General features: G+C 44.7%; 29 protein-coding genes and 2 pseudogenes. 18 read left to right on the top strand and 13 right to left on the bottom strand.

Features of this window, described 5'->3' with window-relative positions; translation table 11 throughout:
• The 13 genes and pseudogenes from JCM10519_RS31545 to JCM10519_RS18280 form a co-directional block, all read right to left on the bottom strand.
• Nucleotides 1-445 (bottom strand): annotated as a pseudogene (locus tag JCM10519_RS31545) (collagen-like protein); the annotation flags it as partial.
• Between the two features lie 557 nt (nt 446-1,002).
• The gene (locus tag JCM10519_RS18255; protein ID WP_054740958.1) at nt 1,003-1,659 is read right to left on the bottom strand and encodes a hypothetical protein; all 657 of its coding nucleotides are present in this window, start codon (nt 1,657-1,659) and stop codon (nt 1,003-1,005) included.
• A gap of 90 nt (nt 1,660-1,749) precedes the next feature.
• Entirely contained in the window at nt 1,750-2,349 is a 600-nt protein-coding gene (locus JCM10519_RS18260; protein WP_054740960.1) for a DUF4489 domain-containing protein, read from the bottom strand.
• 139 nt (nt 2,350-2,488) lie between these two features.
• Nucleotides 2,489-2,614 carry a DUF4489 domain-containing protein gene (locus JCM10519_RS31550; protein WP_347844679.1) on the bottom strand — a complete coding sequence of 42 codons (126 nt, stop codon included), beginning with the start codon at nt 2,612-2,614 and terminating at the stop codon, nt 2,489-2,491.
• Nucleotides 2,581-2,796: a DUF4489 domain-containing protein gene (locus JCM10519_RS31555; protein ID WP_347844745.1), complete on the bottom strand. Its 216-nt coding sequence runs from the start codon at nt 2,794-2,796 to the stop codon at nt 2,581-2,583. Before JCM10519_RS31555 ends, JCM10519_RS31550 begins: the two co-directional genes overlap by 34 nt.
• Nucleotides 2,792-3,022, bottom strand: coding sequence for a DUF4489 domain-containing protein (locus tag JCM10519_RS31560; protein ID WP_347844680.1), 231 nt, complete (start codon nt 3,020-3,022; stop codon nt 2,792-2,794). Before JCM10519_RS31560 ends, JCM10519_RS31555 begins: the two co-directional genes overlap by 5 nt.
• Before the next feature lie 144 nt (nt 3,023-3,166).
• Nucleotides 3,167-3,574 (bottom strand): hypothetical protein, encoded by a 408-nt coding sequence (locus tag JCM10519_RS31565; RefSeq protein ID WP_347844681.1) that lies wholly within the window; start codon nt 3,572-3,574, stop codon nt 3,167-3,169.
• A gap of 16 nt (nt 3,575-3,590) precedes the next feature.
• Nucleotides 3,591-4,166, bottom strand: a complete 576-nt coding sequence (locus tag JCM10519_RS31570; protein ID WP_347844682.1) for a heparinase II/III family protein — start codon at nt 4,164-4,166, stop codon at nt 3,591-3,593.
• Nucleotides 4,167-4,267: 101 nt separating this feature from the next.
• Nucleotides 4,268-4,975 carry a hypothetical protein gene (locus JCM10519_RS31575; protein ID WP_347844683.1) on the bottom strand — a complete coding sequence of 236 codons (708 nt, stop codon included), beginning with the start codon at nt 4,973-4,975 and terminating at the stop codon, nt 4,268-4,270.
• A gap of 14 nt (nt 4,976-4,989) precedes the next feature.
• Nucleotides 4,990-6,321, bottom strand: a complete 1,332-nt coding sequence (locus JCM10519_RS18275; RefSeq protein ID WP_347844684.1) for a helix-turn-helix domain-containing protein — start codon at nt 6,319-6,321, stop codon at nt 4,990-4,992.
• Nucleotides 6,294-6,605, bottom strand: coding sequence for a response regulator (locus JCM10519_RS31580; protein WP_347844685.1), 312 nt, complete (start codon nt 6,603-6,605; stop codon nt 6,294-6,296). The genes JCM10519_RS18275 and JCM10519_RS31580 overlap by 28 nt, the downstream gene beginning before the upstream one ends.
• 5 nt (nt 6,606-6,610) lie before the next feature.
• On the bottom strand, nt 6,611-7,093 hold the full coding sequence (locus JCM10519_RS31585) for an ATP-binding protein (protein ID WP_347844746.1): 483 nt from the start codon (nt 7,091-7,093) through the stop codon (nt 6,611-6,613).
• Nucleotides 7,029-8,495 (bottom strand): histidine kinase, encoded by a 1,467-nt coding sequence (locus JCM10519_RS18280; protein ID WP_347844686.1) that lies wholly within the window; start codon nt 8,493-8,495, stop codon nt 7,029-7,031. Before JCM10519_RS18280 ends, JCM10519_RS31585 begins: the two co-directional genes overlap by 65 nt.
• A 330-nt stretch (nt 8,496-8,825) precedes the next feature.
• Between JCM10519_RS18280 and JCM10519_RS18285 the strand changes: the two genes are divergently transcribed.
• From JCM10519_RS18285 to JCM10519_RS31645, 18 genes and pseudogenes are all read left to right on the top strand, one after another.
• On the top strand, nt 8,826-10,136 hold the full coding sequence (locus JCM10519_RS18285; protein WP_054740962.1) for an extracellular solute-binding protein: 1,311 nt from the start codon (nt 8,826-8,828) through the stop codon (nt 10,134-10,136).
• Nucleotides 10,137-10,571: 435 nt separating this feature from the next.
• Nucleotides 10,572-11,438, top strand: coding sequence for a sugar ABC transporter permease (locus tag JCM10519_RS18290; RefSeq protein WP_347844747.1), 867 nt, complete (start codon nt 10,572-10,574; stop codon nt 11,436-11,438).
• A 17-nt stretch (nt 11,439-11,455) separates the two neighbouring features.
• Nucleotides 11,456-12,292 (top strand): annotated as a pseudogene (locus JCM10519_RS18295) (carbohydrate ABC transporter permease).
• A gap of 165 nt (nt 12,293-12,457) precedes the next feature.
• Complete coding sequence (locus JCM10519_RS31590) at nt 12,458-12,601, top strand: hypothetical protein (RefSeq protein WP_347844687.1); 144 nt, start codon at nt 12,458-12,460, stop codon at nt 12,599-12,601.
• Nucleotides 12,602-12,662: 61 nt separating this feature from the next.
• Nucleotides 12,663-13,025 carry a hypothetical protein gene (locus JCM10519_RS18305; RefSeq protein WP_347844748.1) on the top strand — a complete coding sequence of 121 codons (363 nt, stop codon included), beginning with the start codon at nt 12,663-12,665 and terminating at the stop codon, nt 13,023-13,025.
• A gap of 71 nt (nt 13,026-13,096) precedes the next feature.
• Nucleotides 13,097-13,255 (top strand): hypothetical protein, encoded by a 159-nt coding sequence (locus JCM10519_RS31595; protein WP_347844688.1) that lies wholly within the window; start codon nt 13,097-13,099, stop codon nt 13,253-13,255.
• On the top strand, nt 13,234-13,638 hold the full coding sequence (locus tag JCM10519_RS18310; RefSeq protein ID WP_347844689.1) for a hypothetical protein: 405 nt from the start codon (nt 13,234-13,236) through the stop codon (nt 13,636-13,638). Before JCM10519_RS31595 ends, JCM10519_RS18310 begins: the two co-directional genes overlap by 22 nt.
• Nucleotides 13,639-13,671: 33 nt before the next feature.
• The gene (locus JCM10519_RS31600) at nt 13,672-14,727 is read left to right on the top strand and encodes a DUF2264 domain-containing protein (RefSeq protein WP_347844690.1); all 1,056 of its coding nucleotides are present in this window, start codon (nt 13,672-13,674) and stop codon (nt 14,725-14,727) included.
• Between the two features lie 26 nt (nt 14,728-14,753).
• Nucleotides 14,754-15,248 carry a hypothetical protein gene (locus JCM10519_RS31605; RefSeq protein ID WP_347844691.1) on the top strand — a complete coding sequence of 165 codons (495 nt, stop codon included), beginning with the start codon at nt 14,754-14,756 and terminating at the stop codon, nt 15,246-15,248.
• Nucleotides 15,242-15,370 carry a hypothetical protein gene (locus JCM10519_RS31610; protein WP_347844692.1) on the top strand — a complete coding sequence of 43 codons (129 nt, stop codon included), beginning with the start codon at nt 15,242-15,244 and terminating at the stop codon, nt 15,368-15,370. The genes JCM10519_RS31605 and JCM10519_RS31610 overlap by 7 nt, the downstream gene beginning before the upstream one ends.
• Before the next feature lie 77 nt (nt 15,371-15,447).
• Nucleotides 15,448-15,981, top strand: a complete 534-nt coding sequence (locus JCM10519_RS31615) for a hypothetical protein (RefSeq protein WP_347844693.1) — start codon at nt 15,448-15,450, stop codon at nt 15,979-15,981.
• A 133-nt stretch (nt 15,982-16,114) separates the two neighbouring features.
• Nucleotides 16,115-17,227, top strand: a complete 1,113-nt coding sequence (locus JCM10519_RS31620) for a sensor histidine kinase (protein WP_347844694.1) — start codon at nt 16,115-16,117, stop codon at nt 17,225-17,227.
• On the top strand, nt 17,224-17,742 hold the full coding sequence (locus JCM10519_RS31625; protein ID WP_347844695.1) for a response regulator: 519 nt from the start codon (nt 17,224-17,226) through the stop codon (nt 17,740-17,742). Before JCM10519_RS31620 ends, JCM10519_RS31625 begins: the two co-directional genes overlap by 4 nt.
• Nucleotides 17,732-18,757, top strand: coding sequence for an AraC family transcriptional regulator (locus JCM10519_RS31630; RefSeq protein ID WP_347844749.1), 1,026 nt, complete (start codon nt 17,732-17,734; stop codon nt 18,755-18,757). Before JCM10519_RS31625 ends, JCM10519_RS31630 begins: the two co-directional genes overlap by 11 nt.
• A 121-nt stretch (nt 18,758-18,878) precedes the next feature.
• Nucleotides 18,879-19,811 carry an ABC transporter substrate-binding protein gene (locus tag JCM10519_RS18330; RefSeq protein ID WP_347844696.1) on the top strand — a complete coding sequence of 311 codons (933 nt, stop codon included), beginning with the start codon at nt 18,879-18,881 and terminating at the stop codon, nt 19,809-19,811.
• A 31-nt stretch (nt 19,812-19,842) separates the two neighbouring features.
• The gene (locus JCM10519_RS31635) at nt 19,843-20,253 is read left to right on the top strand and encodes a hypothetical protein (protein WP_347844697.1); all 411 of its coding nucleotides are present in this window, start codon (nt 19,843-19,845) and stop codon (nt 20,251-20,253) included.
• 75 nt (nt 20,254-20,328) lie between these two features.
• On the top strand, nt 20,329-20,742 hold the full coding sequence (locus JCM10519_RS31640) for a hypothetical protein (RefSeq protein WP_347844698.1): 414 nt from the start codon (nt 20,329-20,331) through the stop codon (nt 20,740-20,742).
• A complete protein-coding gene (locus JCM10519_RS31645) occupies nt 20,655-21,221 on the top strand; it encodes a sugar ABC transporter permease (protein WP_347844699.1) in 567 nt (188 codons plus the stop codon). Before JCM10519_RS31640 ends, JCM10519_RS31645 begins: the two co-directional genes overlap by 88 nt.

The following is a 21,221-nucleotide window of genomic DNA, read 5'->3' on the forward strand; positions in this document are numbered from 1 at the left end:
GGTTGGCCCCTGCGGTCCCTGTGGTCCCTGAGCACCAGTAGCGCCGGTAGCGCCAGTGGTCCAGTCGGTCCCTGCGGTCCCTGAGCACCAGTAGCGCCAGTAGCCCCGGTTGGTCCCTGTGGTCCCTGAGCACCAGTAGCGCCAGTAGCACCAGTTGGTCCGGTTGGCCCGATCGGTCCTTGTACTCCCTGAGGTCCTTGAGGTCCTACTGGTCCCTGAGGTCCGGCAGGTCCCTGGGGTCCTTGAGGTCCTTGCGGTCCTCTAGGTCCAGTTGGCCCAGTCGGTCCCTGAAGCCTCTAGGTCCAGTTGGTCCCTGTGGCCCTCTAGGTCCAGTCGGTCCCTGGGGTCCTCTGGGTCCAGGGCAGCCTCTGGGTCCTTGCGGACCAGGGCAACAACCGCATCCATCACAGCAGCGATTATCGTCCCAATTTCTACAATTATTCATTATGATTCCCTCCTGTTAAGGTATGATATTTTGATCTTCTGCTTATAAGCGTTCTATACAAGATTAAAATCAGAATATAAAGGAACTTCGTACTCCTTTATACCTTATGATATGTATTGAATGACAAGTTTGTTAGAAAATAACGGAACTTAATAATGCTGCTAAGATCACTGCGGACTGGAAGGAAATATTCTGGGATAATTGTAGGAAGATTACTGAATTTATAGATGATTAAGGGCGTCAGCATAGCCAAAACCTGCCCTATAGGTATGGGAGTTTTCTGTATAATTCCAGATAATTTAACGAATAAAACTGGGGATTCCAAGGAGTATGTATTTCGCTGGCATTTGATATGCCAGGAATTATGAAAAGCCTTCTGCGGGCAGAGCAGTGGCCTTTACCTCGGAAAGTAAGGACCATAATAAAAAGAAATACTCCCTTTTGATAAGAATTTTAATAATTAAAAACTTATCAAAAAGGAGTTGTCTATCGTAAATGTATAAGTTATTTTATTTCTCAGGTATAAGGCCCAAAAAAACTTTCATAATAGATACCGGTCAATAGATATTAGCTTTTATTTCATCAATCAGAGCATTTAGCCCTAATTCATTGCAATCGTTAATAAGTCCCATAGTAACAAAACTGCTGAAGAATTTTTTTGCCTCATTTTTATCATTCATGTTTAATGATTGGATTGTTTTTTCGATCAAACTCAAAATCTCATTATTAATTTCACTATTTTTCGTATAGTGCATAGCTAATTTTTGCAGTTCCCTGATGATTGGTTCATTTATTGCGCTTGTCATGACGTTCATCATTTGGTCGCCGGAAGAAGGTTCCTTTTCTGCTTCAGAGTTATCAATGATCTTTCCATCCCCAAGAAAGCTGATTTGAAGGCTTGAACCATACTGTTTTTTGAAATAAGATCGCTGATCAGTCGTAGGCTGAAGGGTAAATTCTTTGTTAGTGCAAACAAAAGAATAAATTTTACCGGAGCTGATTTCAAAATTGATACCTATAAAACGTTCTTGTTTCCGATTCCAATAAAACCAGGCGATGGGGTACAGGATCAGAGCCAGCAGGATGCCAATGATGCTTGCAGGGCTGGAACCCGATAAAGCTATGAGTAATAAAATGAGAACAAAACGGACAGGAAATGGTTTATCAGGGCAGCTTCCCATCCATACATGAGAAATATTTTCGGTTTTGATCATATGATTATCCCATCTAATCGTATTTTTTTTCAATAGTTATGGTAGAGTCTATAAATCTTATATTCGTTTGATTTGTCATGAATCTCTCCTCTAAACAATTCCACTATTATTTTCAATGATAGATGCAATGAGAACTGGATTTGTAATCATAATGGTGCCCATGGTATCAAAGCCCATAATTTCTACATATACACTGTAATTGCAGTATTTGCACCCTATGGAGTCATGATCATAGGCCATGAAAGAAAAGGTATTTGTTTCCCTGCTATTCTGATTTCGGCTGTAAACCAGGCTGGAGCTGACAGGAGTCCGGGCCGCCTGATCGTTTCCTTGCTTATATAGCTGAAATTTGAGATGCATACGGGCGTTGATGGTAAGGATATTACAGGAAAAATTAAAATGAATTAAAAAGTTCCTGTAGCTGAAAGTATCTATATTAAGCGAAGCTACGTTATATGTAGCGTTTTTGTCTGTTTGATCAGGTAAAATGATTCCTCCCGCAGCAGTACTCTTTATTAAAACCTGGTTTACAGGAGGTGAATCACAGGAACTCTTCTGATTACTTTGTAAATACTGGCTTTGGTTAAGGTTTTTGGGCTGGGTAGACTGGATAGGCTGTGGATTCCTATTGGCTGTATAGCGATATGGACAATTAGGACGGCATGACATACTGAATAAGCGGTTATACATAATGACCACAGCTCCTTATTTGAATGCTCATAGATAGAGCATTCGGCCGGGTTCGGCCAAACACCCTATCTATGATAGAAAGTTATTTTATGCAGCTATTGGGCATACATCCCTTGTACCCACCATTCAAACCTGGAATTTAGAAGCAGTCGTTATCTACGATGATTGCGGCAAGGGTTGCATTATTAATGGCAGTAACACCAACCGTAGCAACGCCAGCAACCGTAGCAACTACACTGTAAGTGCAGCAGTCATCGTTACACATATCGCAATCGCAAACGAAGAAGGAGAAGGTGTTACTATCAGTACAGCTACAAGCCGTGAGAAAGTCCAGATTGGTCCTACTGGAATAGGAGTCAACATGCCTTTGCACTGTTTGAATACCTGGAAATTCAGGGAGATAACAGCAGCGGTTGTTACGATATTACTTGCAAATTCAAATTTAATGCACGGGTTTTTTTAAATTTTTGGAATCTACGTTTACAGTAGCCAGAGTAAACGCAGCGCCTGCAACTGTTGCAACCGGAAGAGTTACTCCGCCCTGGCTGCCGCATTTTAATATTGTTCTGTTGGGTTTTAAGTGCTTTCTGGGCCGTTCGCATGTGCAGTTACACGTACAGTCCTCACATTCATCACATTCGCATTCACATATTCTCATATCAAGATCATTCATGATGTGACCTCCATTTTGCTTAATAATTAGGAATGTTTCGTTATACCATCATGGTATACTACATTATATTATCAAGAAGAAAATATGCTACAACTCACTAGACAATATTTGTCTTACTGTCATTCTTTGCCCCATTTCCTGCAATTATCGGATTCTTAAGGTCAGATTTTTGTTTTCCATGGTGATCAGTAACCGGTACACCTCATGCTTCCATGAATTTTTCAAACGTTCATCAATAATTGGAATTACTTCTTTTTGTATCCCTGATGCACCTTCAATAAAAAGACTGCCCAAATCTCCGATCTGCACGGTATCTTCAATTACAATGGGCTCCTCGTAAAACATAAGGGACAATACAGGGGAAGGTAGATCTCCATCGTAATAATCGGATATAGTGATTTCTTTTCCCTTTTCCAGTACAGCGTTCCGGATATAGGATCTGATCCGTTCATCCGGGTAAGCTGCCCCTAAGTCCATGGAAATCCGGCAGACAGGGTCTCCTAATTGATGGACCACGTTTTCTGCCCGGTAATCGGCCCCATCCTTTTGCATGATTTGGGTCTCTCCGTCAAAAAAAGGTTGGCAGGTTATGATACCGGGACTGCATGGTCCAAATGTCATAGCGGTCTTTTGAAAAGGTCTTTTTTGTATAGGTTTCGACCCCAATGTCTATAAACATGGGTTTTCCATCCTTGTAAATGGTAAAGCTTCCTGTGTCGTTATGATTATGGCTGTCGTCATTATCCCCGGCTTTTACGGCCAGATAAAGATGCTCATCTCTTGCTATGAAAAGTCCCACGCTTTCATACCAGAAATCCCGGTGGACAATGGGAGATTTGGCAAAGGAAGTCATTTCCCTGTGGGTAAAGACGGTCTGTAAACGGTAAAACAGGTTATGTTCCTCTACGGTCAAGGGATCCTCACTGCTTTGGTAATCTTCTGCGGCAAAGGACATAAGCTCCTCATTTTTCGTCCGCTTGCCAAAGAGGAATTCCCTGGCTCCGCACCGTCCGGCAATGGGAGAGCAGTCGGCGAAATTCACGTAATAGACATCATGAATATGTGCGGTCAGGATGTAGGAGGCTATGTTTTTGATTTTTTTCGATTTCGTAGGCAGGAAGAAAGGCGTTGTCTGAAATCCCATTTAATACCTCAAGGCAGTTGAACAGGCATAATCCTGCGTGACGGTAGTACTGGGCACCTTCATCGCAGCAGCCGTCTTCCCCATATTCCGCCAGAAAATAGTCAATGCTTTTGCACGCCTTTTTTAAATATTTCCTCCTTTTTAATCTGTGGAAGTTCTCTTGTAAAGGCGGAGAGAAGCACATTCTGGGTGCACCAGACCGTCCAGTTGTTCATATGGCTGACCCCGTCGCCCATCCACCAGAAGTGTTCGTTGAGATAAGGGGTAAAAATCCGTTCCTCAAGGTTTTTATTGATCATCTTTGAGAGGAAGGGGGTGACAGAATCAAGCTCCTGCCTTAAAAGATACTCTGCCACGGCCAGTACAGAGGCCGTTTCCGCTGCAAACAGATCAATGACAGGGCGGGTGACATCAGGAAGGATAAAAGGAGGCGTGTCGCGGACGTAGGAGTTATGGGCAGGAAGCTGCCATGCGTTTTCCTCACATATCAGATAAAGCCCGTTGATGATATCATCAAGAAAGCGTCCCTTATATTCCGCGCATTCAGCCAGGACCAGGGCATTAAGGGCGGTCCTTCTTAAAAACAGCTTATCCTGAAAATGGCTTCTGTTTCCGTTTCTGGTAAACTCCATGTAATCTGCGGCAGTTAAAGCAGGGTAATCATAATTTAAATAAACTTCTCCGTTTTTTATGAGGCGGCCTGTCAGATCCTTTGGCAGAGAATCCCAGGAATTCCGGTCAGAGGCCTGGGGAAAGGGTGAAAAACAGGATAAAGGTTTTTTTCGTTCATTTGTAAGTTTTGTAATCATGGGATGTATGCTCCTTATTTGTCTTCGTCAGGATTGGCGGTATTTTGTTGTATAAATTCACGGGGAGAAAGCCCGGTGACTTTTTTAAAAACTTTACTGAAATAAAAGGCGCTTTCAAAGCCCAGCCGGTCGGCTGCCTCATAGATTTTCATGTCTTGTTCCAATAGGAGGGCTTTGGCACGGTTGATCTTTGCCTGGGCAATGTATTCTGAAAAACCGATCCGGCAGTTTTTCTTAAAGAGGATGCTTAAATAATTGGGGCTTAAGCCGAATACACCGGCCACCTCGTTTAAGGTCAGCTTTTCCGATATGTGGTTGTTGATGTATTTTTGTACATTGGTTATGACATGGGCTTTGTAGGTTTTCCGTTTTGACTTCAGCACTTCACAAAGGCCGTCACGGAAAATTGTCATCCATTCGGCGATCTGCTCTACATTGGTAAAACGGTAAATGGAGCGGTAACCGTCATTGTAGGAAGAAAAAATCTCTGTCATATTTTCCTGCCCGTCTGGAAGAAGGGAAAGAGCCAGGTATAGAATGTTGCAGGCTCCGTCTGCTGCCTGGGAAAAACGCAGGGGATGGGCTTCAAACAGTTCAATAATTTCAGTCATGGTACGGGATAAAACATCCGTATCAAACTCATTGAAAGCCTTGGTTATCTCACTTTTAAATACGGAGATATTGAACGCGTTGCGGATCGCAGCAGTATCATTGCCGGTAAACATCACTATGGGCTGCGTGGAACTGGCCCGTCCAAAGGCCTGGCGGGCTTCCTGGTAGGATTCGCTTATTTTTAGGGGCTGGCTGACCGGAGTTCCAACTCCTGTAAGAATCGTTACATTAAAATAGTTCCGGACCATGTCTGCAGCGTTTCGAAATGCATCGAAAACAGCTTCTTCCCGATAGTCCTCTGATTCAGGCAGATGAAATACCACTGCAAAGTGTTTCATATCCAGACTTACCACATAGGCGGGAAGGTGCCTGCCGATAATTTCCTTTGCCATCTGCAGAGCGCTGTTATAAAGGTTCATGAGTTTGCCATAATCCATATCCCTTCCGGCTTCCTCCCGGATCTGGCAAAGAGCGGTAAAATAACAGGCTTCCGTAAAATCCAGCCTCAAATCTCTGGTCTGCAGTTCAAACTGTTCCTCGCTGTCAAAAAGGTTATGCAAGAGCCGCATAAAGAATTTTTCGTAATAGCTCTGCAGTAAAGGACGCCCTGAATCCTTGTATTCCATGGAGACCTGAAGGCTCTCTAAGCGGGAAAGGGCCTTTTTAACTGCCTCCTCCAGGGCCTTTGCATTTAATTCCAGCTTGATTAAATAATCCACGGCCTCATAGGCCATTGCTTCCTTGATGAGCTGGAATTCTTCGTAGCTTGTAAGAAAGATAAACAGGGGGATCTTTCCATAGGTTTCCCGGCAGGTCTTTGCAGGGTAAGCCCGTTCATGGTTGGCATGCGGATGTCGGTAATGACAATTTCCGGGGAATATTCCGCGATCATTTCAAAGGCATCCTGCCCATTCATGGCAGTACCACAGATCTCAATACCGTAATCCGCCCAGTTTAACATGGACTTTATTCCGATCTGAACCAATGGCTCATCATCTGCAATCAATAATTTCGTCATACATATTACCTTTCGGCTGTTTGATTTTCTGAGTAAGGGGCATAAGGTATTAAAATGGTCATGGTGGTGAATCTGCCCGGACAGCTATGAATGGTGATTCCATATTCCGGACCAAAATCATATTGGATGCGTTTGTTCACGTTGCTGATGCCGACGTGGCGGAAGAATTCTGTTTTGCTCTGGCTGTCAGTCTCCTTATGGAGAACCTTGTCTATGGTATCCTGGGACATTCCGACGCCGTTATCCGTGATATCTATTTTAAGGGCCTTTTTGAGGCCCAGGTTTGTGCTTTGGGCAGAAACAGTGATTTTACCGGCTGTCTTAGCAGGTTCTATTCCATGAAACAGGGCATTTTCAATGATGGGCTGGAGGGTAAAACGGTGAATTTCACAATTGTATAAATCCTCCGATTCAATGGAATATTCAATGGTGACACTGCCGCCGTAACGGTATTTCTGGATCAGGAAATAATCCTTTACCAGGTCCAGCTCTTCTTAAGGGGATCATTGATTTGGTTCCTTTTGAAACATTTTTAAGAAGCCTTGCAAGGGCGGTGGTCATATCAGCAATTCCGTCTGCATTCTGAATCGTTGCCATCCATTTGATGGAATTTAAGGTATTATATAGAAAATGGGGATTGATCTGGCTTTGCAGGATCTGGTATTCCAAATCCTTTTTTTGTTTTTCATCAGATACCCGCTTTTCCATCAGGGTGATGATATTTTCCGACATATTATTGATTCCGCTGCCCACTTCTCCAAGCTCATGATTCCATTCAATAGCCGTATCCCTGGAAAAATCCCCGGTTGAGATGTCATGGATCTTGCTGCTGAGCTTATGAATGGGCTCCATGATGATCTTATTTAATAGGAAAGCCAGCAGTACGCCCAATGAGACAATAGTAAGGCAGGTTCCCAGTATGAAAAGAGTATATAAATTTTTCTGCTGGCCGAACTGTTGTTCAGAAAGCACCTGGGATAAGCTCCAGCCGGCCATCCCCTCTATGGGACGTTCCACCAGGATCCGTTTTTTTCCATCGTCCATGGAAACGGAGAGAACCCTGGTCCCTTTGGACAGAGATTCATTCTCTCTCAGCTTCACCGGATCGGTGTAGGGCATTTCGGTTTCTTTTAAGCCGCTGGAATTAAAACCATAGGTTTTATCTCCAATGGTAATAAAAAGCATACTGTCCTCAGGGAGAGGATAGGAGGCCAGGTAATCGGTAAAGAGACGGGATGAGATTTCCACGTAAGTCCAGCCAATGATTTCGGAATTGAATTCATTGGAAACCGGACGGACAATGGGAATGAATTGTTCTCTTCCTGAATTGGAAAATGGGTCCTTAACCAGGCCAATCCAAAGAAAGTCTGGGGCCTTGTAAAGCTTTTCAAAGAAACCTTCATTTCTGATGATCCTGGCTGCATAAGAGGAAGTATTATTGGCAGCAGCAGCCATTTGAAGGAAATTTTTTTCATTGGAAGAAGAAACAATGACCCTGGACATATATTCATTGGACCGGGTGTTATAAAATTTATAATATTCTTCCTTTAAGCGGCTGTGGGTGGAAAGGGCCATAGGGCGCAGATTATCAAAATCCCTGGAGGCGGTGGGAAGCTTTGGCTTGTCTTTAACTGCTTCCAGATAATCCAGTATGGCGCCGTTGGAGCAGCACCATTTGCTGAAATAGATGATATCCTTCATATCAGCACCAATGTTGTTGCTTACGACCTGAAGGCTGAATTCCACAGACTGAATCTGGTTTTTCCTTAAAAAGGACTGGAAAACTGAGAAACAGACCGTTGTGGTAAGAATGGTGATGAGCAGGGTAATGGCTGCCGTGAGAACCATGATTTTACCCCGTATGGTTTTGGGGATGAGCTTTTTCCACATGATAAAATAAGGTCCCTTCTTTCAATGGATAGCCTGTGATAATGGTTTTAATATCTACAAAGGTATCCCATTTCATGTAAAATGTCAATGAAAAACCGGCTGGTTTTTAAATACAAACAGTCAATTTGTATACAAAAGAGAAATATTGCTGTTTATCATAAAAAAAGTGCATGTTTTAACAAAAAGTAAAAGAAGTGTGAATAAAAAGTGAATATTATGAAAGATAAATTCCATTTTTAAAACCCCGGTCAGGCGTTATAATTTAATCGTGTAAATCACAGGAATATTATGGGGTTTACGGAAAACATAATCAAATCAGGAGGGATTACAATGAAAAAAAAGAACACTGAGCATTGTTCTGGCATGTGCATGGCAGCAGCCAGTCTGGCCGGATGCGGCGGCGGTTCCAAGGAAACTACGGCAGCTTCAGCAGAAGGAACAACAGGGGAGACTGCAAAAGCCTCAGAAGCGGCAGGAGGACAGACTACATTAAAATGGTCTGTTTGGGATATCGGCTCCACAACCTATTATCAGCCGCTTATTGATGCCTTTGAAAAGGAGCATCCGGATGTAAAGATTGAAATGGTTGATTTAGGCTCTACTGATTATCAGACCGTCCTGGCAACAGAGCTTACTGGAAGCGGTTCCGACTTTGACGTGGTTACCGTAAAGGATGTTCCCGGATATATGACGCTTGTGAACAAGGGCGTATTAGAACCTTTAGACAGCTATATCCAGTCTTCCGGTATTGATCTGACACAGTACAAAGGCCTTACCGATCAGATCACGGTTGACGGAAAATTATACCAGATTCCGTTCCGCAATGACTTCTGGGTTTTATTCTATAACAAAGACATTTTTGATAAAGCAGGTGTTGCTTACCCAACCAATGATATGACATTTGAACAGTATGACGCTCTGGCAAAAAGCCTGACCGCCACCACTCCGGGGCAGGAGGTTTATGGTGCCCATTACCATACATGGAGATCTGCCGTACAGCTTTTCGGCGTGCTTGATGGAAAGAACACCATTCTTGACGGAAAATATGAATTCTTAAAACCATACTATGAAATGATTCTTGGAGAGCAGGAAGATGGGGTTTGCCAGGACTATGCTACCTTAAAGACCAGCGGCTTACATTATTCCGGTGCATTTGCCCAGGGTAATGTTGCAATGATGAACATGGGTACATGGTTTATCTCTACTTTAATGGATAAGGTACGCACCGGCGAGTACACAGACTGTACTAATTGGGGCATTGCAAAATATCCTCATGCAGAAGGTGTAGAACCAGGCTCCACCCTTGCGACCATTACCTCTTTAGCAATTCCGGCCAAGGCTCCCCATAAGGATCTTGCATGGGAGTTTGTAAACTTTGTAAGCGGAAAAGACGGCGCAGAAATCCTTGCATCTACCGGTACCATCCCGGCCGTTATGAACAGCACGGTTGCTGATCTGGTATCCAGTGCAGAAGGATTCCCCAAGGATGACGGAACCAGCGTAGATGCTCTTAACACCTCTAATTTATACTTAGAGATGCCTGTAAATGCAAAGAGCTCCGAGATTGAGATTGTACTGAACGAAGCCCATGATGCGATCATGACAGGCAGCATGTCCGTAGAGGAAGGTATTGCCAGATGAATGAAAAGGTAAGTGCAATTCTGGCTCAGTAACAGGCAAAACAGAGATATATCACAGAGGCGGGCAGCAAAAAGCCCGCCTCATTTAAAGGAAACTTCTGATTTGATTTAATGGATTTAACGGTTGAAAGAAACAAAGTCTTTTAACCTTGAGTTAGAGAATGAACCGGATATGTAAACATATCTGCTTGATTCATCAGGACACAAAAATGGGAAAAGGAGGATAAGCAACATGGCGAAGACAATAACAGAAGCGCAAAAACAGGAAAAAATCGCGGAGTTAAATAAGAAACGGGAAGCTTTAAGTCTTTTATTGAAAGAGACCAAAGGGACCCAGAAGCGGGATGTCCTGGTTGCGAAAATCGAGACAATAGATGAAAAAAATAAAAAAAGGTGCGGACAGGGGAACGGCTCACACGTCAGGAAAAAAAGGGATATGGTTGCATACTCCTTTATTGCCCCTAACTTCATTGGATTTGCAGTTTTTACACTTGGCCCCATTATTTTTGCCTTTGTCCTGGCATTTATGAAATGGGATGGCAACAGCCCCATGGAGTTTGCAGGGATTAAGAACTTTATTGCTATGCTTGGAAGCGCCAGATTCCAGGCGTCCTTTACCAATACCATTGTATACTGTATTGCAACGGTTCCATTGACACTGGCCTGTGCCCTGGGTCTGGCCGTGGTCTTGAACCAGAAAATAAAGGGAAGAAACTTCTTCCGTACGGTGGGATTTTTCCCTTATGTGGCGTCTTTAGTGGCTGTGGCAGCCGTATGGAACATGCTGTTCAGCCCCCAGAAAAGCGGTCCTGTCAACATGCTCCTTTATCATCTGGGCGTCAATGCAAAGAACCTTCCAAAGTGGTCCGCAGATCCCCACTGGGTGATGTTTACCATTGTATTGTTCAGCGTCTGGAAAAACATGGGCTATTATATGGTCATCTACCTGGCCGGTCTTCAGGGAATCAATGCAGAACTATATGAAGCGGCAGGCCTTGACGGCTGTAATTCCTGGCAGAGGTTCCGTTATATCACGTGGCCCCAGCTTCAGCCCACCACCTTCTTTGTTACCATCATTCTGACCATTAACTGCTTTAAGGTTTATGATATCGTATACATGCTGGCAGGCGGCTCCAATGGCATTGTAAGCTCTCAGGCCATGGTTCTCGTTTACCACATTTACGAAGAGGCGTTCCGCAACTGGAATTTGGGCTATGCCAGTGCGGTAGCAATGGTACTGTTCTTAATGGTTCTTGCTATTACGATGGTTCAGTTCCGTGGTGAGAAGAAATACGCAAACTAAAATAAGGAGGATAAGAAATGAAAGTAAAAAGCACAAATTATAAAATCAGCAGATGCCTCCTCTATGTGGTCTTGCTCATTCTGACAGCCGTCATGCTGATTCCCTTTGTATGGATGTTATCGGCTTCCTTAAAGCTGGATAAGGACGTGTTTATTTTCCCGATCAAGTGGATACCGGAAAATCCAAGGTGGCAGAATTATCTGGATATCTGGACAAAGATCCCTCTTATGACCTTTGTATTAAACACGGTGAAGATCACGCTGATCGTAACCTTTTTACAGCTTTTGACCAGCAGCTTTGCTGCCTATGCCTTTGCAAAGCTGAAATTCAAATACAGAAACATCTTATTTATGGCTTACATCGCCACCATCGCAGTTCCATGGCAGGTGTATATGGTTCCCCAGTTCATGATGATGAGAAAATTCGGATTAAATGATTCCCATCTTTCGATCATCTTCCTTCAGGCGTTCTCTGCCTTCGGCGTTTTCATGATGCGCCAGTTCTATCAGGGTATTCCGGATGAACTTTGCGAGGCAGCCAGAATCGACGGCATGAGCGAGTATCAGATTTATGGAAAGATCATGCTCCCATTGTCAAAGCCGGCGCTTTCGACCTTGACCATCTTTACCTTTGTCAGCACCTGGAACGATTTTTTTAGGGCCTTTGATCTATCTGAAGACAGAAGGGAAAAAGACTCTGCAGTTAGGACTTAAGATGTTCATCAGCCAGTACAGCTCGGAATATGGCCTGATCATGCTGCATCGGTTCTTTCCCTGATCCCGGTTCTTATCGTGTTCCTGTCCCTGCAGAAATATTTCGTAGAAGGTATTGCAGCGACCGGAGTGAAAGGATAATAAAATGGAAACAGTAAAAAAAATTTCGTAGATAACATCCATAATGAGGCTTATCCGGAAAATCCCAGAAGGGATACAACATGAAAGGTCTGGTGACGGCGGACCGGATGCGGGAGAAGCCAGCCTTTTTAATCATGAAGGAATATTACGAGGAGGTAAGAAAGCGTGAACAAACAGACGGAAGCTCTTCTTAGGGAAAAACCGGAGCTTACAGACGCAAAGTGCCGGGAAGCCATGGATTTTGCTGTGAAGCAGGTGAGGAATAATTTAACAGAATTTACGGAGTCCTTTAAAAAAAGCCTACAGTGAGGAAGGATTTTATAACCCCACTGCCAATGTAAACTGGACCACCGGTTTCTGGACCGGACAGATATGGCTGGCTTATGAGTGGAGCAAGGCAGAGGAATTTAAAAAGGCTGGGCAGATCCAGGCAAAAAGCTTTTTGGACCGGATCGACCGCAAGGTGGAAGTGGATCATCACGATATGGGGTTTTTGTATTCCCCTTCCTGTGTGGCTGCCTATAAGCTGACAGGTGATGAAAAGGCAAAGGAGGCGGCAATCAAAGCAGCGGACCAGCTGATCAGCCGTTTTCAGCCGGTGGGCGAATTTATTCAGGCCTGGGGGCCAATGAACCAGCAGTCGAATTACCGCTTCATCATTGACTGCCTGTTAAATCTCCCTTATTATACTGGGCAACAGAAGAGACCGGAGACCAGAAGTACCGTGAAATAGCAGAAAAACATATTCATACAGCCATTGCAAATGTCATAAGAGGGGACTATTCCACCTGGCATACGTTTTTCATGAACATGGAGACAGGAGAGCCAGATCATGGGGCTACCTGCCAGGGCTACAGGGATGGTTCTGCCTGGGCAAGAGGGCAGGCCTGGGGAATCTATGGCTGTGCCTTGCTTACCGGTATACAGGGAGATCAGAATACATGGAAGATTTCAAGCATGTGACCGGATATTTCTTAGACCACCTTCCAGCAGATCTGGTGCCTTACTGGGATCTGGAATTTGGGGAAGGCTCTGGGGAGCCCAGGGATTCTTCCTCTGCTTCCATTGCGGCCTGCGGAATGCTGGAAATGGCAAAATATCTGGATGAGGCTGACGCTGCCTGTTATATATCCATAGCAAAAAAGATTATGGAGTCTGTTATAGAGCATTATGCGGTCAAGGATTTACAAGAATCCAATGGACTGGTACTTCACAGCACCTATTCCAAGAAATCTCCTTACAATACCTGCACGCCGGAAGGGGTGGATGAGTGCAATATCTGGGGAGATTATTTCTACATGGAGGCCCTTACCAGGCTGTCTAAGAATTGGAATCCATATTGGTAACAATCGAAATAATTCGAAAAGAGGCGAATATAGATGAAACTTGAAACAAAACAGGATTTCCGGCAATGGATGTTCCAGGTGTTAGATCCTTTAAAGCCATTGTACAGCAATGGATGTGCCAGGCTTTCCCTTGGAGAAAGCGGTGTCACATATCCAAAGGTGAGCATCGAGATGGAGGCATTTTCCAGGCCCTTGTGGGCGCTGGTACCTTTGTGGCTGGGAGGCGGCAAGGGATTTGAGGATATTTATCAGAAAGGCCTTGCAAGCGGCACAGATCCTTCTCATCCGGAATACTGGGGCGGTTTTAAGGATTATGACCAGCGTTTTGTGGAAATGGCGGCAATTGCAAGCGGCCTGATTTTTACTCCGGAAAAATTATGGGAGCCATTAAGCGGAGAAGAAAAGCAGAACCTGGCAAAATGGCTTTACGGGATCAATGAATTCATCATTCCTGACTGCAACTGGCAGTTTTTCATGATCCTGGTGAACGTTGCTTTGCAAAAGCTGGGCTGCCGGTACAGCGAAGAACGGCTGGCTTCCGGTCTTGAAAAGATCGAAAGCTATTACATTGGAGATGGCTGGTACCGGGATGGCGGTTCCAGTCAGAAGGATTATTACATTTCCTTTGCCCTTCATTATTACGGGCTTTTGTATGCAGTGGCAATGGAAGAGGAAGAGCCGGAACGATGTCAGATGTTTAAGGAGCGGGCAAAGCGGTTTGCCAGAGACTTTATGTACTGGTTTGATGAAAACGGATCAGCTCTCCCTTACGGAAGAAGCTTATCCTACCGTTTTGGAGAAGCAGCTTTCTGGTCTGCTTATGTGTTTGCAGGGCTTGAGGATATTCCCGCAGGAGTTGTAAAGGGAATTATATCACGCCATTTAAACTGGTGGACGAAACAGAAGATCTTTGACCGTGACGGCGTGCTCACAATAGGTTACGGATATCCCAACCTGATCATGGCAGAACGCTACAATGCGCCTGGCTCTCCTTACTGGGGAATGAAGACCCTTTTGTGTCTGGGGCTTCCTGATGATCATCCTTCTGGACCGCAAAAACGGAAGAACTGCCAAAGCTGGAGCCGGTAAAGGTATTAAAACAGGCGGATATGGTGATGCACCGCCGTAGAAAAGATGTAGTGGCTTATCCGGCAGGAGTGTGCGAGAGATACGGACACGGTCATGTGCCGGAGAAATACTCCAAGTTTGCCTATTCCACCCGGTTTGGCTTCTCCGTTGCCAAAAGCCAGATCGTGCTTCATGAGAATGCTCCGGATTCTTCCCTGGCCTTTGTCATTGACGGAGATGATTACGTATTCGTACGGAAATACAGTGACTCCTATGAGGTTTTGGAAGACCGGGTTATAAGCAGATGGCATCCATTTCCGGGAATCACGGTCACATCTGTCATCATTCCAAAAGAGTACGGCCATTTAAGGATTCATGAGATTGAGAGCCAGTACGACTGCACTGCCTATGACTGCGGATTTCCGTGGAAAAATTTACGGAAAACTACGAGCAGAAGGCAGAGGGAAAGAAAGCATTGGTGTCCTCTGGAAAACAGGAGTGTTTGGTATCCGGGGAAGGCCCGGAGGCAGCAGGCGTGGTAATAGAGGCTGATCCCAATACCAATGTGCTGTATCCCAACGCTTCCATCCCGGCGGTTTCTTATCGCATTAAAAAAGGGGAAACCCTCCGGTTGGAAACTAGGGTGGAGAGTTTTATCCGATAGAATGATACATTGATTTTAATGTTTTTCCGCTGTATAATAAAGCCATAAGCAGGTAACAGCGAGGAGGGCGTAAGAAGATGTGGATGAATAAAAAGAAGAAATTAAAGACTTCTTATTATAACAGCTTCTTCGCCCTCATTGTGATTCCCATTCTTTTTATTATCTTACTGTCCATCCTCATTATTCATACCATGATGGTGGATTCCGCAGTTTCCAACATCCGTCGTGCCCAGGATAACATTGCCTCCACTCTGGGCGGCGAAGTAAAGGATGTATCGCTCCGTTTATCCCATTTCGTATATGTCAACGACAATGAAGTCATAAAAAATGCAGCCAAAACCAATACAAAGGATGTGGCTGAAAAATACCTTTATACGAAGATCCTGACCGAATCCTTTCATTATGCCATGGTTCCGGTGCAGGACATTCTGTCTGCCGTATTTTATATGAAAGACGGGGATCATACGTACATGAAGGATGATATTACCCTTGGCAGGGAAGAACTTAGGGCCTCCTCCTGGTATGAGGAGGCTTTGGCAGAACCCAACGTGGTAAAGGTAGGTTTTTATGACCGCAGTGTGACCAATTCCAGAAAAAACGCCTATACCTGACCATTGCCGCAGGTCTGTCCCCCGGAATAGATGTGGACCGGGACGAGGTCATAGAGATGACGGCACTGTTTGTCTCATCCCGGGTCGGAGACTGATAAAAGATTATAATAAGGACCGGATGCTGGGGTCTACCATGATTGCAGACAAGTCAGGGAATGTCATTTTTGACGCAGAAGGTACGATGGCCCTTTTGCCCCGGAATGTTTCCCTGGAACAGCCAAAATTCCGGTATCAGGTAAATGGCAGACAGTATATGGGAGTGGTGACCGAGGAACCGATGACAGGCCTTAAGATCATCAGCATAGTGGCATATGAAGCCCTTACAAGAAGCTTTAACAGGACCGCAGCCGTCATAGTAGCGGTTATGCTCCTCCTGTTTGTACTATTTTATCGTTTTTCCAGCTATTTCTTAAAAAGCATCATTGACCCCATCCATTATACGGTTGAGGGTATGAAAAAGGTGGAGGAGGGAAACCTTCTGGTTCATGTGGAACCAAAAGGGCAGGAAGAGCTGCGCCTGATGATCCATTCCTTTAATCGTATGACAAGACGGTTAAAGCAGCTGATACAGGAAAATGAGGAACAGCAGCAGAAAAAGCATGAGGCGGAAATCAGGGCGCTGCAATCTCAGATCAATCCTCATTTTCTGGTAAATTCCTTAAATTCTATTCGGTTTATCGCTCAGATGTCAAAGTATGAGTCCATTGCCCGCATGGCGGAGGCACTCATTAAAATATTATCCTGCTCCTTCCGGAGCAATGTAGGATTTTATCCCTTAAAAGAGGAACTGGAGGTTTTAGACAGTTTTATCTATCTGATGAAAATCCGTTATTCCGATGGTTTTGATATAAAATATGAAATAGAGGAATCCTGCCTTTCCTGCCTGGTCCCACGGCTTATTCTGCAGCCGGTGGTGGAAAATTCCATTGTCCATGGGTTTAGCGGCCTGATGGATGAAATGGGAGTCATCTGGCTGACGGCTCGTGAAGCAGATAGTTTTCTGTTCATTGAGATCCGGGATAACGGAAAGGGGATGTCTGAAGAAGAGATAAGCCGGATCCTGAATGGGGAAGAGGAAAAGGAAGGGCAAAAGGACCATGTAAGCATCGGAGTCACCAATGTAAAAACCAGGCTGAGGCTTAATTATGGCGAAAGCTGTGAGTTTGAGATGAAAAGCGGAAAGGGCCGGTTCACAAGAACCTCCATCCGCATTCCCATAAAAAGAAAGGAACCTGAATACTTATGAGAAATGTCCTGATTGTGGATGACGATACCATAGTACGGATTACCCTGCGCTCCCTTATCAACTGGGAAGAGATGGGGTATCAGATTGCCGCGGATGCCATTCATGGCCAGCAGGCATTGGAATATATCAAGGATCACCCGGTGGATCTGGTGATCACCGATATGAAAATGCCGGTTATGGATGGGATCGGCCTCCTGGAGGAGTTAAACCGTTTGAAAACCATGCCGGCAGTACTGGTTTTAAGTGGTTATGACGATTTCAAGCTGGTCCGGGAGGCCTTCCGTCTGGGGGCCTGCGATTACCTGTTAAAGACCGGACTAACAGAGGGAACCCTTGAAGCCATGCTGAAGCGTATGGATAAAGAGGTCTTTCACGATCACAGCAATGAAACAGGAGGAGAGAAGAATCCGGTAATAAAAATCCCGGATTCTGTCCTTCTTGTAGATATGGCTATGGGAAAACGGTCCCTTGAGGAAACTTTTTTTTCAGCAGGAATATCTGGTGATGCAATTTGAAATAGAAGATTTCCATAAGGCATCGGCCCGTTTTGGAGAGGATTTTGAAGAAGAACTGATAAAGCCCATATTGGAACTGGCCGGGCAGATCCCCCGGGTGGCTTCCCGCTGTATTCTAGGGGCAGTGGCGCCATCCCGCTATTGTTTGCTGTACCAGATCACCGATCCAGAGCAGTACAGGGAAAATGCGGTTTCCGCCTGTAAACAGTTATGCAATGTGTGGAAGCACTTTATGAATCTCTCCGTTTCCGCAGGGATCAGCAGGCCGGGAAATAGCGCAGCGGATTTCTTAAACCGGTTTGAAGAGGCAGGAGAGCAGTTAATGCTTAAGTATTTAAAAGGAAAAGGGAAGATCTGCGATCCATGGGAAAAAGATGCGGTCTCCTTCCAGCAGGTCCGGCAGACAAGGCAGGATTATAAAAAGCTTTTAAAGGGACTGATGGTAGGCGATGAGCTGGCCGTATGGTCGGAAAAGAAAGGATTTTTTTCAGAACTTTACAAAATGGAATTAAAAGCTGCCAAGGAAGTCTGTCTCCATCTCATCTGCAGCATTGCCTGGCAGTTTTCGGATAACCACGATGATATCAGCGCCCTGTTTGCAGAAGAGGTCAATTATTATGAGAAGATCGGCCGTTTGGATGAAATGCGGAGCGTGGAATTATGGCTGAATAATTATTTCCGCTGGATCATGGATTATAATGCCCACCATGCGGACCGGAAGCAGGCGGATATGATGATCCGGGCAAAACGGTTCATTATGGACAATTATGCCAATCCGGAGCTGACATTGGGAAGCGTGGCAAGTTTTATCGGTCTGAATGAAAAATATTTCAGTACCAGATTTACGAAAGAAGAGGGAATGACCTTCAGCAATTATTTGACCGAGGTCCGCATTCGAAAGGCAAGGGAGCTGATGGAGACAACGGATTTAAAGATTTATGAAATCAGCCAGAGCGTTGGCTATAACAGTGTGGAGCATTTTACCAGAGTATTTAAAAAAAACTGTGCAAAGTAAGTCCGGGCGGGTACCGGAAATAAAGACCTGACGATATATCAAGTTTTCAAACATATCTCATGGAGAAGGCTGTTTTGAAATGGTAATATAATATCATCAAAACAAGGGAGGTATTACAGAAATGAGAAAACAAGTGTTGGCTTTGGGGCTTTGTGCAGCAATGGCAATAGGAACCATAACCGGCTGCTCCTCTTCAACTGGAACCGGGGAAACCACAAAAGAAACCACTGCAAAAGGTCAGAATGGGGCCCAGACAGAAGCGGGAAAGCCGGAGGCAAAGGAAGACCTGGAAGGCAGTCTGGTATTTGCCATCTGGGACAACAACCTGATGGATTATATTGATGAAAATGATATGGTTGGGAAATTCCAGGAGAAATATCCCAATGTAGAAGTTGAAGTAGAGAAGATTAAGGATGATTCCGAATACTGGAATGCCATGAAGATGAGAACATCAGCAAACCAGCTTCCGGATGTTATGTTTAACAAGCCCTTTACCTTATCCAGGTTCAAGGACTATCTGGTGGATTTATCCGATTTGGAAGCAGCGAAAAACAACGAGTTGGCTTCCGGATATGCAATGGATGGCAAGGTTCTGGGAATTCCAATGACAGCGGGATATGAATATGTTTATTATTGGAAGGACATGTTTAAGGAAGCTGGTGTAGAGGTTCCCACCACTTGGGAAGATTTTGAAAAAGCAGCTCAGACCCTGCAGGATTTTTATGGGAAAAACGACTCTGATTTCATGGCAATTGCTCTTGGTGCAAAGGATGAATGGCCGGATTATCCGTACATGGAATTTATGCCTGCACTTCAGGGTGGCAACGGACAGAACTGGAACGATATGGCAAAGTCAGATGCTCCGTTCGCAGATGAAACCGACATTAACAAGGCATACAATAAAGTTTACAGCTTATTCAGCAAAGATGTGTTCGGCAAAGATCCTCTTGGTATGGGCAACGATCAGGTGACATCCCTGTTTACCCAGAAAAAAAGCGGCTATCATTGCTCTGGGAGACTGGGGCCTGCAGAACATTCAGAGCGGTACCGATGATGTTTCAGAACTTGGCACCTTCTACCTTCCGGTGAGAGATTCCAAGGACGATCCCTTCCGTGTCATCGTACAGGGCGACTCCTTTATGGGAGTAACTACTCACAGCAAGAATCCGGAGCTGGCAAAGGCTTTCGTAGAATGGTTTTACAGTGAGGACTGGTACCCAGGTTATATCAATTATGTAACCAGTGCATCTTCCATGATAAACTTCCCCAAGGAAAAGGATCCGATCCTTGCCCAGGCGGATGAGCAGCATCCGGATAAAGAACTGGTTATGTATGACGGCGGCGGAGATGATTTCCAGGCGATCCAGAACGAAATCGCATTTGATTACAAGAAGCTGGGCGCCCAGATGTTTACCAATGGCTTTGATCTTAAAGCGGAACTGGATGGACTCAATACAAAATGGGCGGAGGCCAGAACCAAGCTTGGAATTGAATAAACAGAATGGGAAAGGGGACAGGGTGATGGAAGCCCGGCCCCCTTTTCTTCTAAAGACTTGAATCAGGAGGTATCTATGAATTCTCTGGAAAAACAGAAAAAAAGATTTATTGTATGTGCCCTTGTTGCTCCTATGGTACTGCTCATCGGGTTTGTGGTGTTTCCGGCTTTTGACTTAATCCGCATGAGCTTTACAAACTGGGATGGATATTCCAAAACCTATGATGTCATCGGTTTCGGTAATTACACGGCCATGTTCCGGAACAGGGACTTATGGCTGTCTCTCCGCAACAATGGGGTGTATTTTTTCGGGCATCTGATGTTTATTCCAATTGAGCTGATGTTTGCGGTTCTTTTGACCTCAAGGCTTAGAGCGGCAAAATTTTATAAAACCATGGTTTTATGCCATATATCATCAACGGAGTTGCTATTTCCTATGCCTTTTCCTATTTCTTTTCACCTATTAACGGAGCATTTGATGAAATATTGACTGTATTTCATCTGGAAAGCCTGATAAGGAACTGGCTGTCCGACCCTAAAATCGTCAATTTCGTACTGACCTTTGTCTCCCTGTGGAGGTTTTCCGGGTACCATGTCATCCTCTTTATGGCAGCCCTTCAGTCTCTTCCTCAGGATGTACAGGAAGCAGCCAGAGTGGATGGGGCTAATGCGTGGCAGATGTTCCGGTACATTCAGATACCATCCATTATGCTCATGGTGGATTTTGTCCTTTTTGACAACATCCGAGGTGCCCTTCAGGTATTTGATATCCCGTATGTCATGACCAGCGGAGGACCGGGGTACGCTTCCTCTACCTTTACGCTGTACACCATTGATACGGCCTTCAAATACAGCAATTTTGGCCTTGCTTCCACCATGGCAGTGGCGATTATGGTCATGATCGTTGTCATTTATCTGATTCAGAACAAGATCATTCATGGAATCATTTTGAAAGGGGGAAGAAAATAA

Source organism: Clostridium sp. NkU-1, assembly GCA_001312405.1.

Excerpts from the sequence above, each read along its gene's own strand:
- JCM10519_RS18255 (WP_054740958.1), bottom strand. The coding sequence starts at position 1,659 with ATGATCAAAACCGAAAATATTTCTCATGTATGGATGGGAAGCTGCCCT.
- JCM10519_RS18260 (WP_054740960.1), bottom strand. The coding sequence starts at position 2,349 with ATGTATAACCGCTTATTCAGTATGTCATGCCGTCCTAATTGTCCATAT.
- JCM10519_RS31550 (WP_347844679.1), bottom strand. The coding sequence starts at position 2,614 with ATGTGTAACGATGACTGCTGCACTTACAGTGTAGTTGCTACGGTTGCT.
- JCM10519_RS31560 (WP_347844680.1), bottom strand. The coding sequence starts at position 3,022 with ATGAATGATCTTGATATGAGAATATGTGAATGCGAATGTGATGAATGT.
- JCM10519_RS31565 (WP_347844681.1), bottom strand. The coding sequence starts at position 3,574 with ATGCAAAAGGATGGGGCCGATTACCGGGCAGAAAACGTGGTCCATCAA.
- JCM10519_RS31570 (WP_347844682.1), bottom strand. The coding sequence starts at position 4,166 with ATGGGATTTCAGACAACGCCTTTCTTCCTGCCTACGAAATCGAAAAAA.
- JCM10519_RS31575 (WP_347844683.1), bottom strand. The coding sequence starts at position 4,975 with ATGATTACAAAACTTACAAATGAACGAAAAAAACCTTTATCCTGTTTT.
- JCM10519_RS18275 (WP_347844684.1), bottom strand. The coding sequence starts at position 6,321 with ATGGCCTATGAGGCCGTGGATTATTTAATCAAGCTGGAATTAAATGCA.
- JCM10519_RS31580 (WP_347844685.1), bottom strand. The coding sequence starts at position 6,605 with ATGACGAAATTATTGATTGCAGATGATGAGCCATTGGTTCAGATCGGA.
- JCM10519_RS18280 (WP_347844686.1), bottom strand. The coding sequence starts at position 8,495 with ATGTGGAAAAAGCTCATCCCCAAAACCATACGGGGTAAAATCATGGTT.
- JCM10519_RS18285 (WP_054740962.1), top strand. The coding sequence starts at position 8,826 with ATGAAAAAAAAGAACACTGAGCATTGTTCTGGCATGTGCATGGCAGCA.
- JCM10519_RS18290 (WP_347844747.1), top strand. The coding sequence starts at position 10,572 with ATGGTTGCATACTCCTTTATTGCCCCTAACTTCATTGGATTTGCAGTT.
- JCM10519_RS31595 (WP_347844688.1), top strand. The coding sequence starts at position 13,097 with ATGAACATGGAGACAGGAGAGCCAGATCATGGGGCTACCTGCCAGGGC.
- JCM10519_RS18310 (WP_347844689.1), top strand. The coding sequence starts at position 13,234 with ATGGAAGATTTCAAGCATGTGACCGGATATTTCTTAGACCACCTTCCA.
- JCM10519_RS31600 (WP_347844690.1), top strand. The coding sequence starts at position 13,672 with ATGAAACTTGAAACAAAACAGGATTTCCGGCAATGGATGTTCCAGGTG.
- JCM10519_RS31605 (WP_347844691.1), top strand. The coding sequence starts at position 14,754 with ATGCACCGCCGTAGAAAAGATGTAGTGGCTTATCCGGCAGGAGTGTGC.
- JCM10519_RS31615 (WP_347844693.1), top strand. The coding sequence starts at position 15,448 with ATGTGGATGAATAAAAAGAAGAAATTAAAGACTTCTTATTATAACAGC.
- JCM10519_RS31620 (WP_347844694.1), top strand. The coding sequence starts at position 16,115 with ATGATTGCAGACAAGTCAGGGAATGTCATTTTTGACGCAGAAGGTACG.
- JCM10519_RS31625 (WP_347844695.1), top strand. The coding sequence starts at position 17,224 with ATGAGAAATGTCCTGATTGTGGATGACGATACCATAGTACGGATTACC.
- JCM10519_RS31630 (WP_347844749.1), top strand. The coding sequence starts at position 17,732 with ATGCAATTTGAAATAGAAGATTTCCATAAGGCATCGGCCCGTTTTGGA.
- JCM10519_RS18330 (WP_347844696.1), top strand. The coding sequence starts at position 18,879 with ATGAGAAAACAAGTGTTGGCTTTGGGGCTTTGTGCAGCAATGGCAATA.
- JCM10519_RS31640 (WP_347844698.1), top strand. The coding sequence starts at position 20,329 with ATGAATTCTCTGGAAAAACAGAAAAAAAGATTTATTGTATGTGCCCTT.
- JCM10519_RS31645 (WP_347844699.1), top strand. The coding sequence starts at position 20,655 with ATGCCATATATCATCAACGGAGTTGCTATTTCCTATGCCTTTTCCTAT.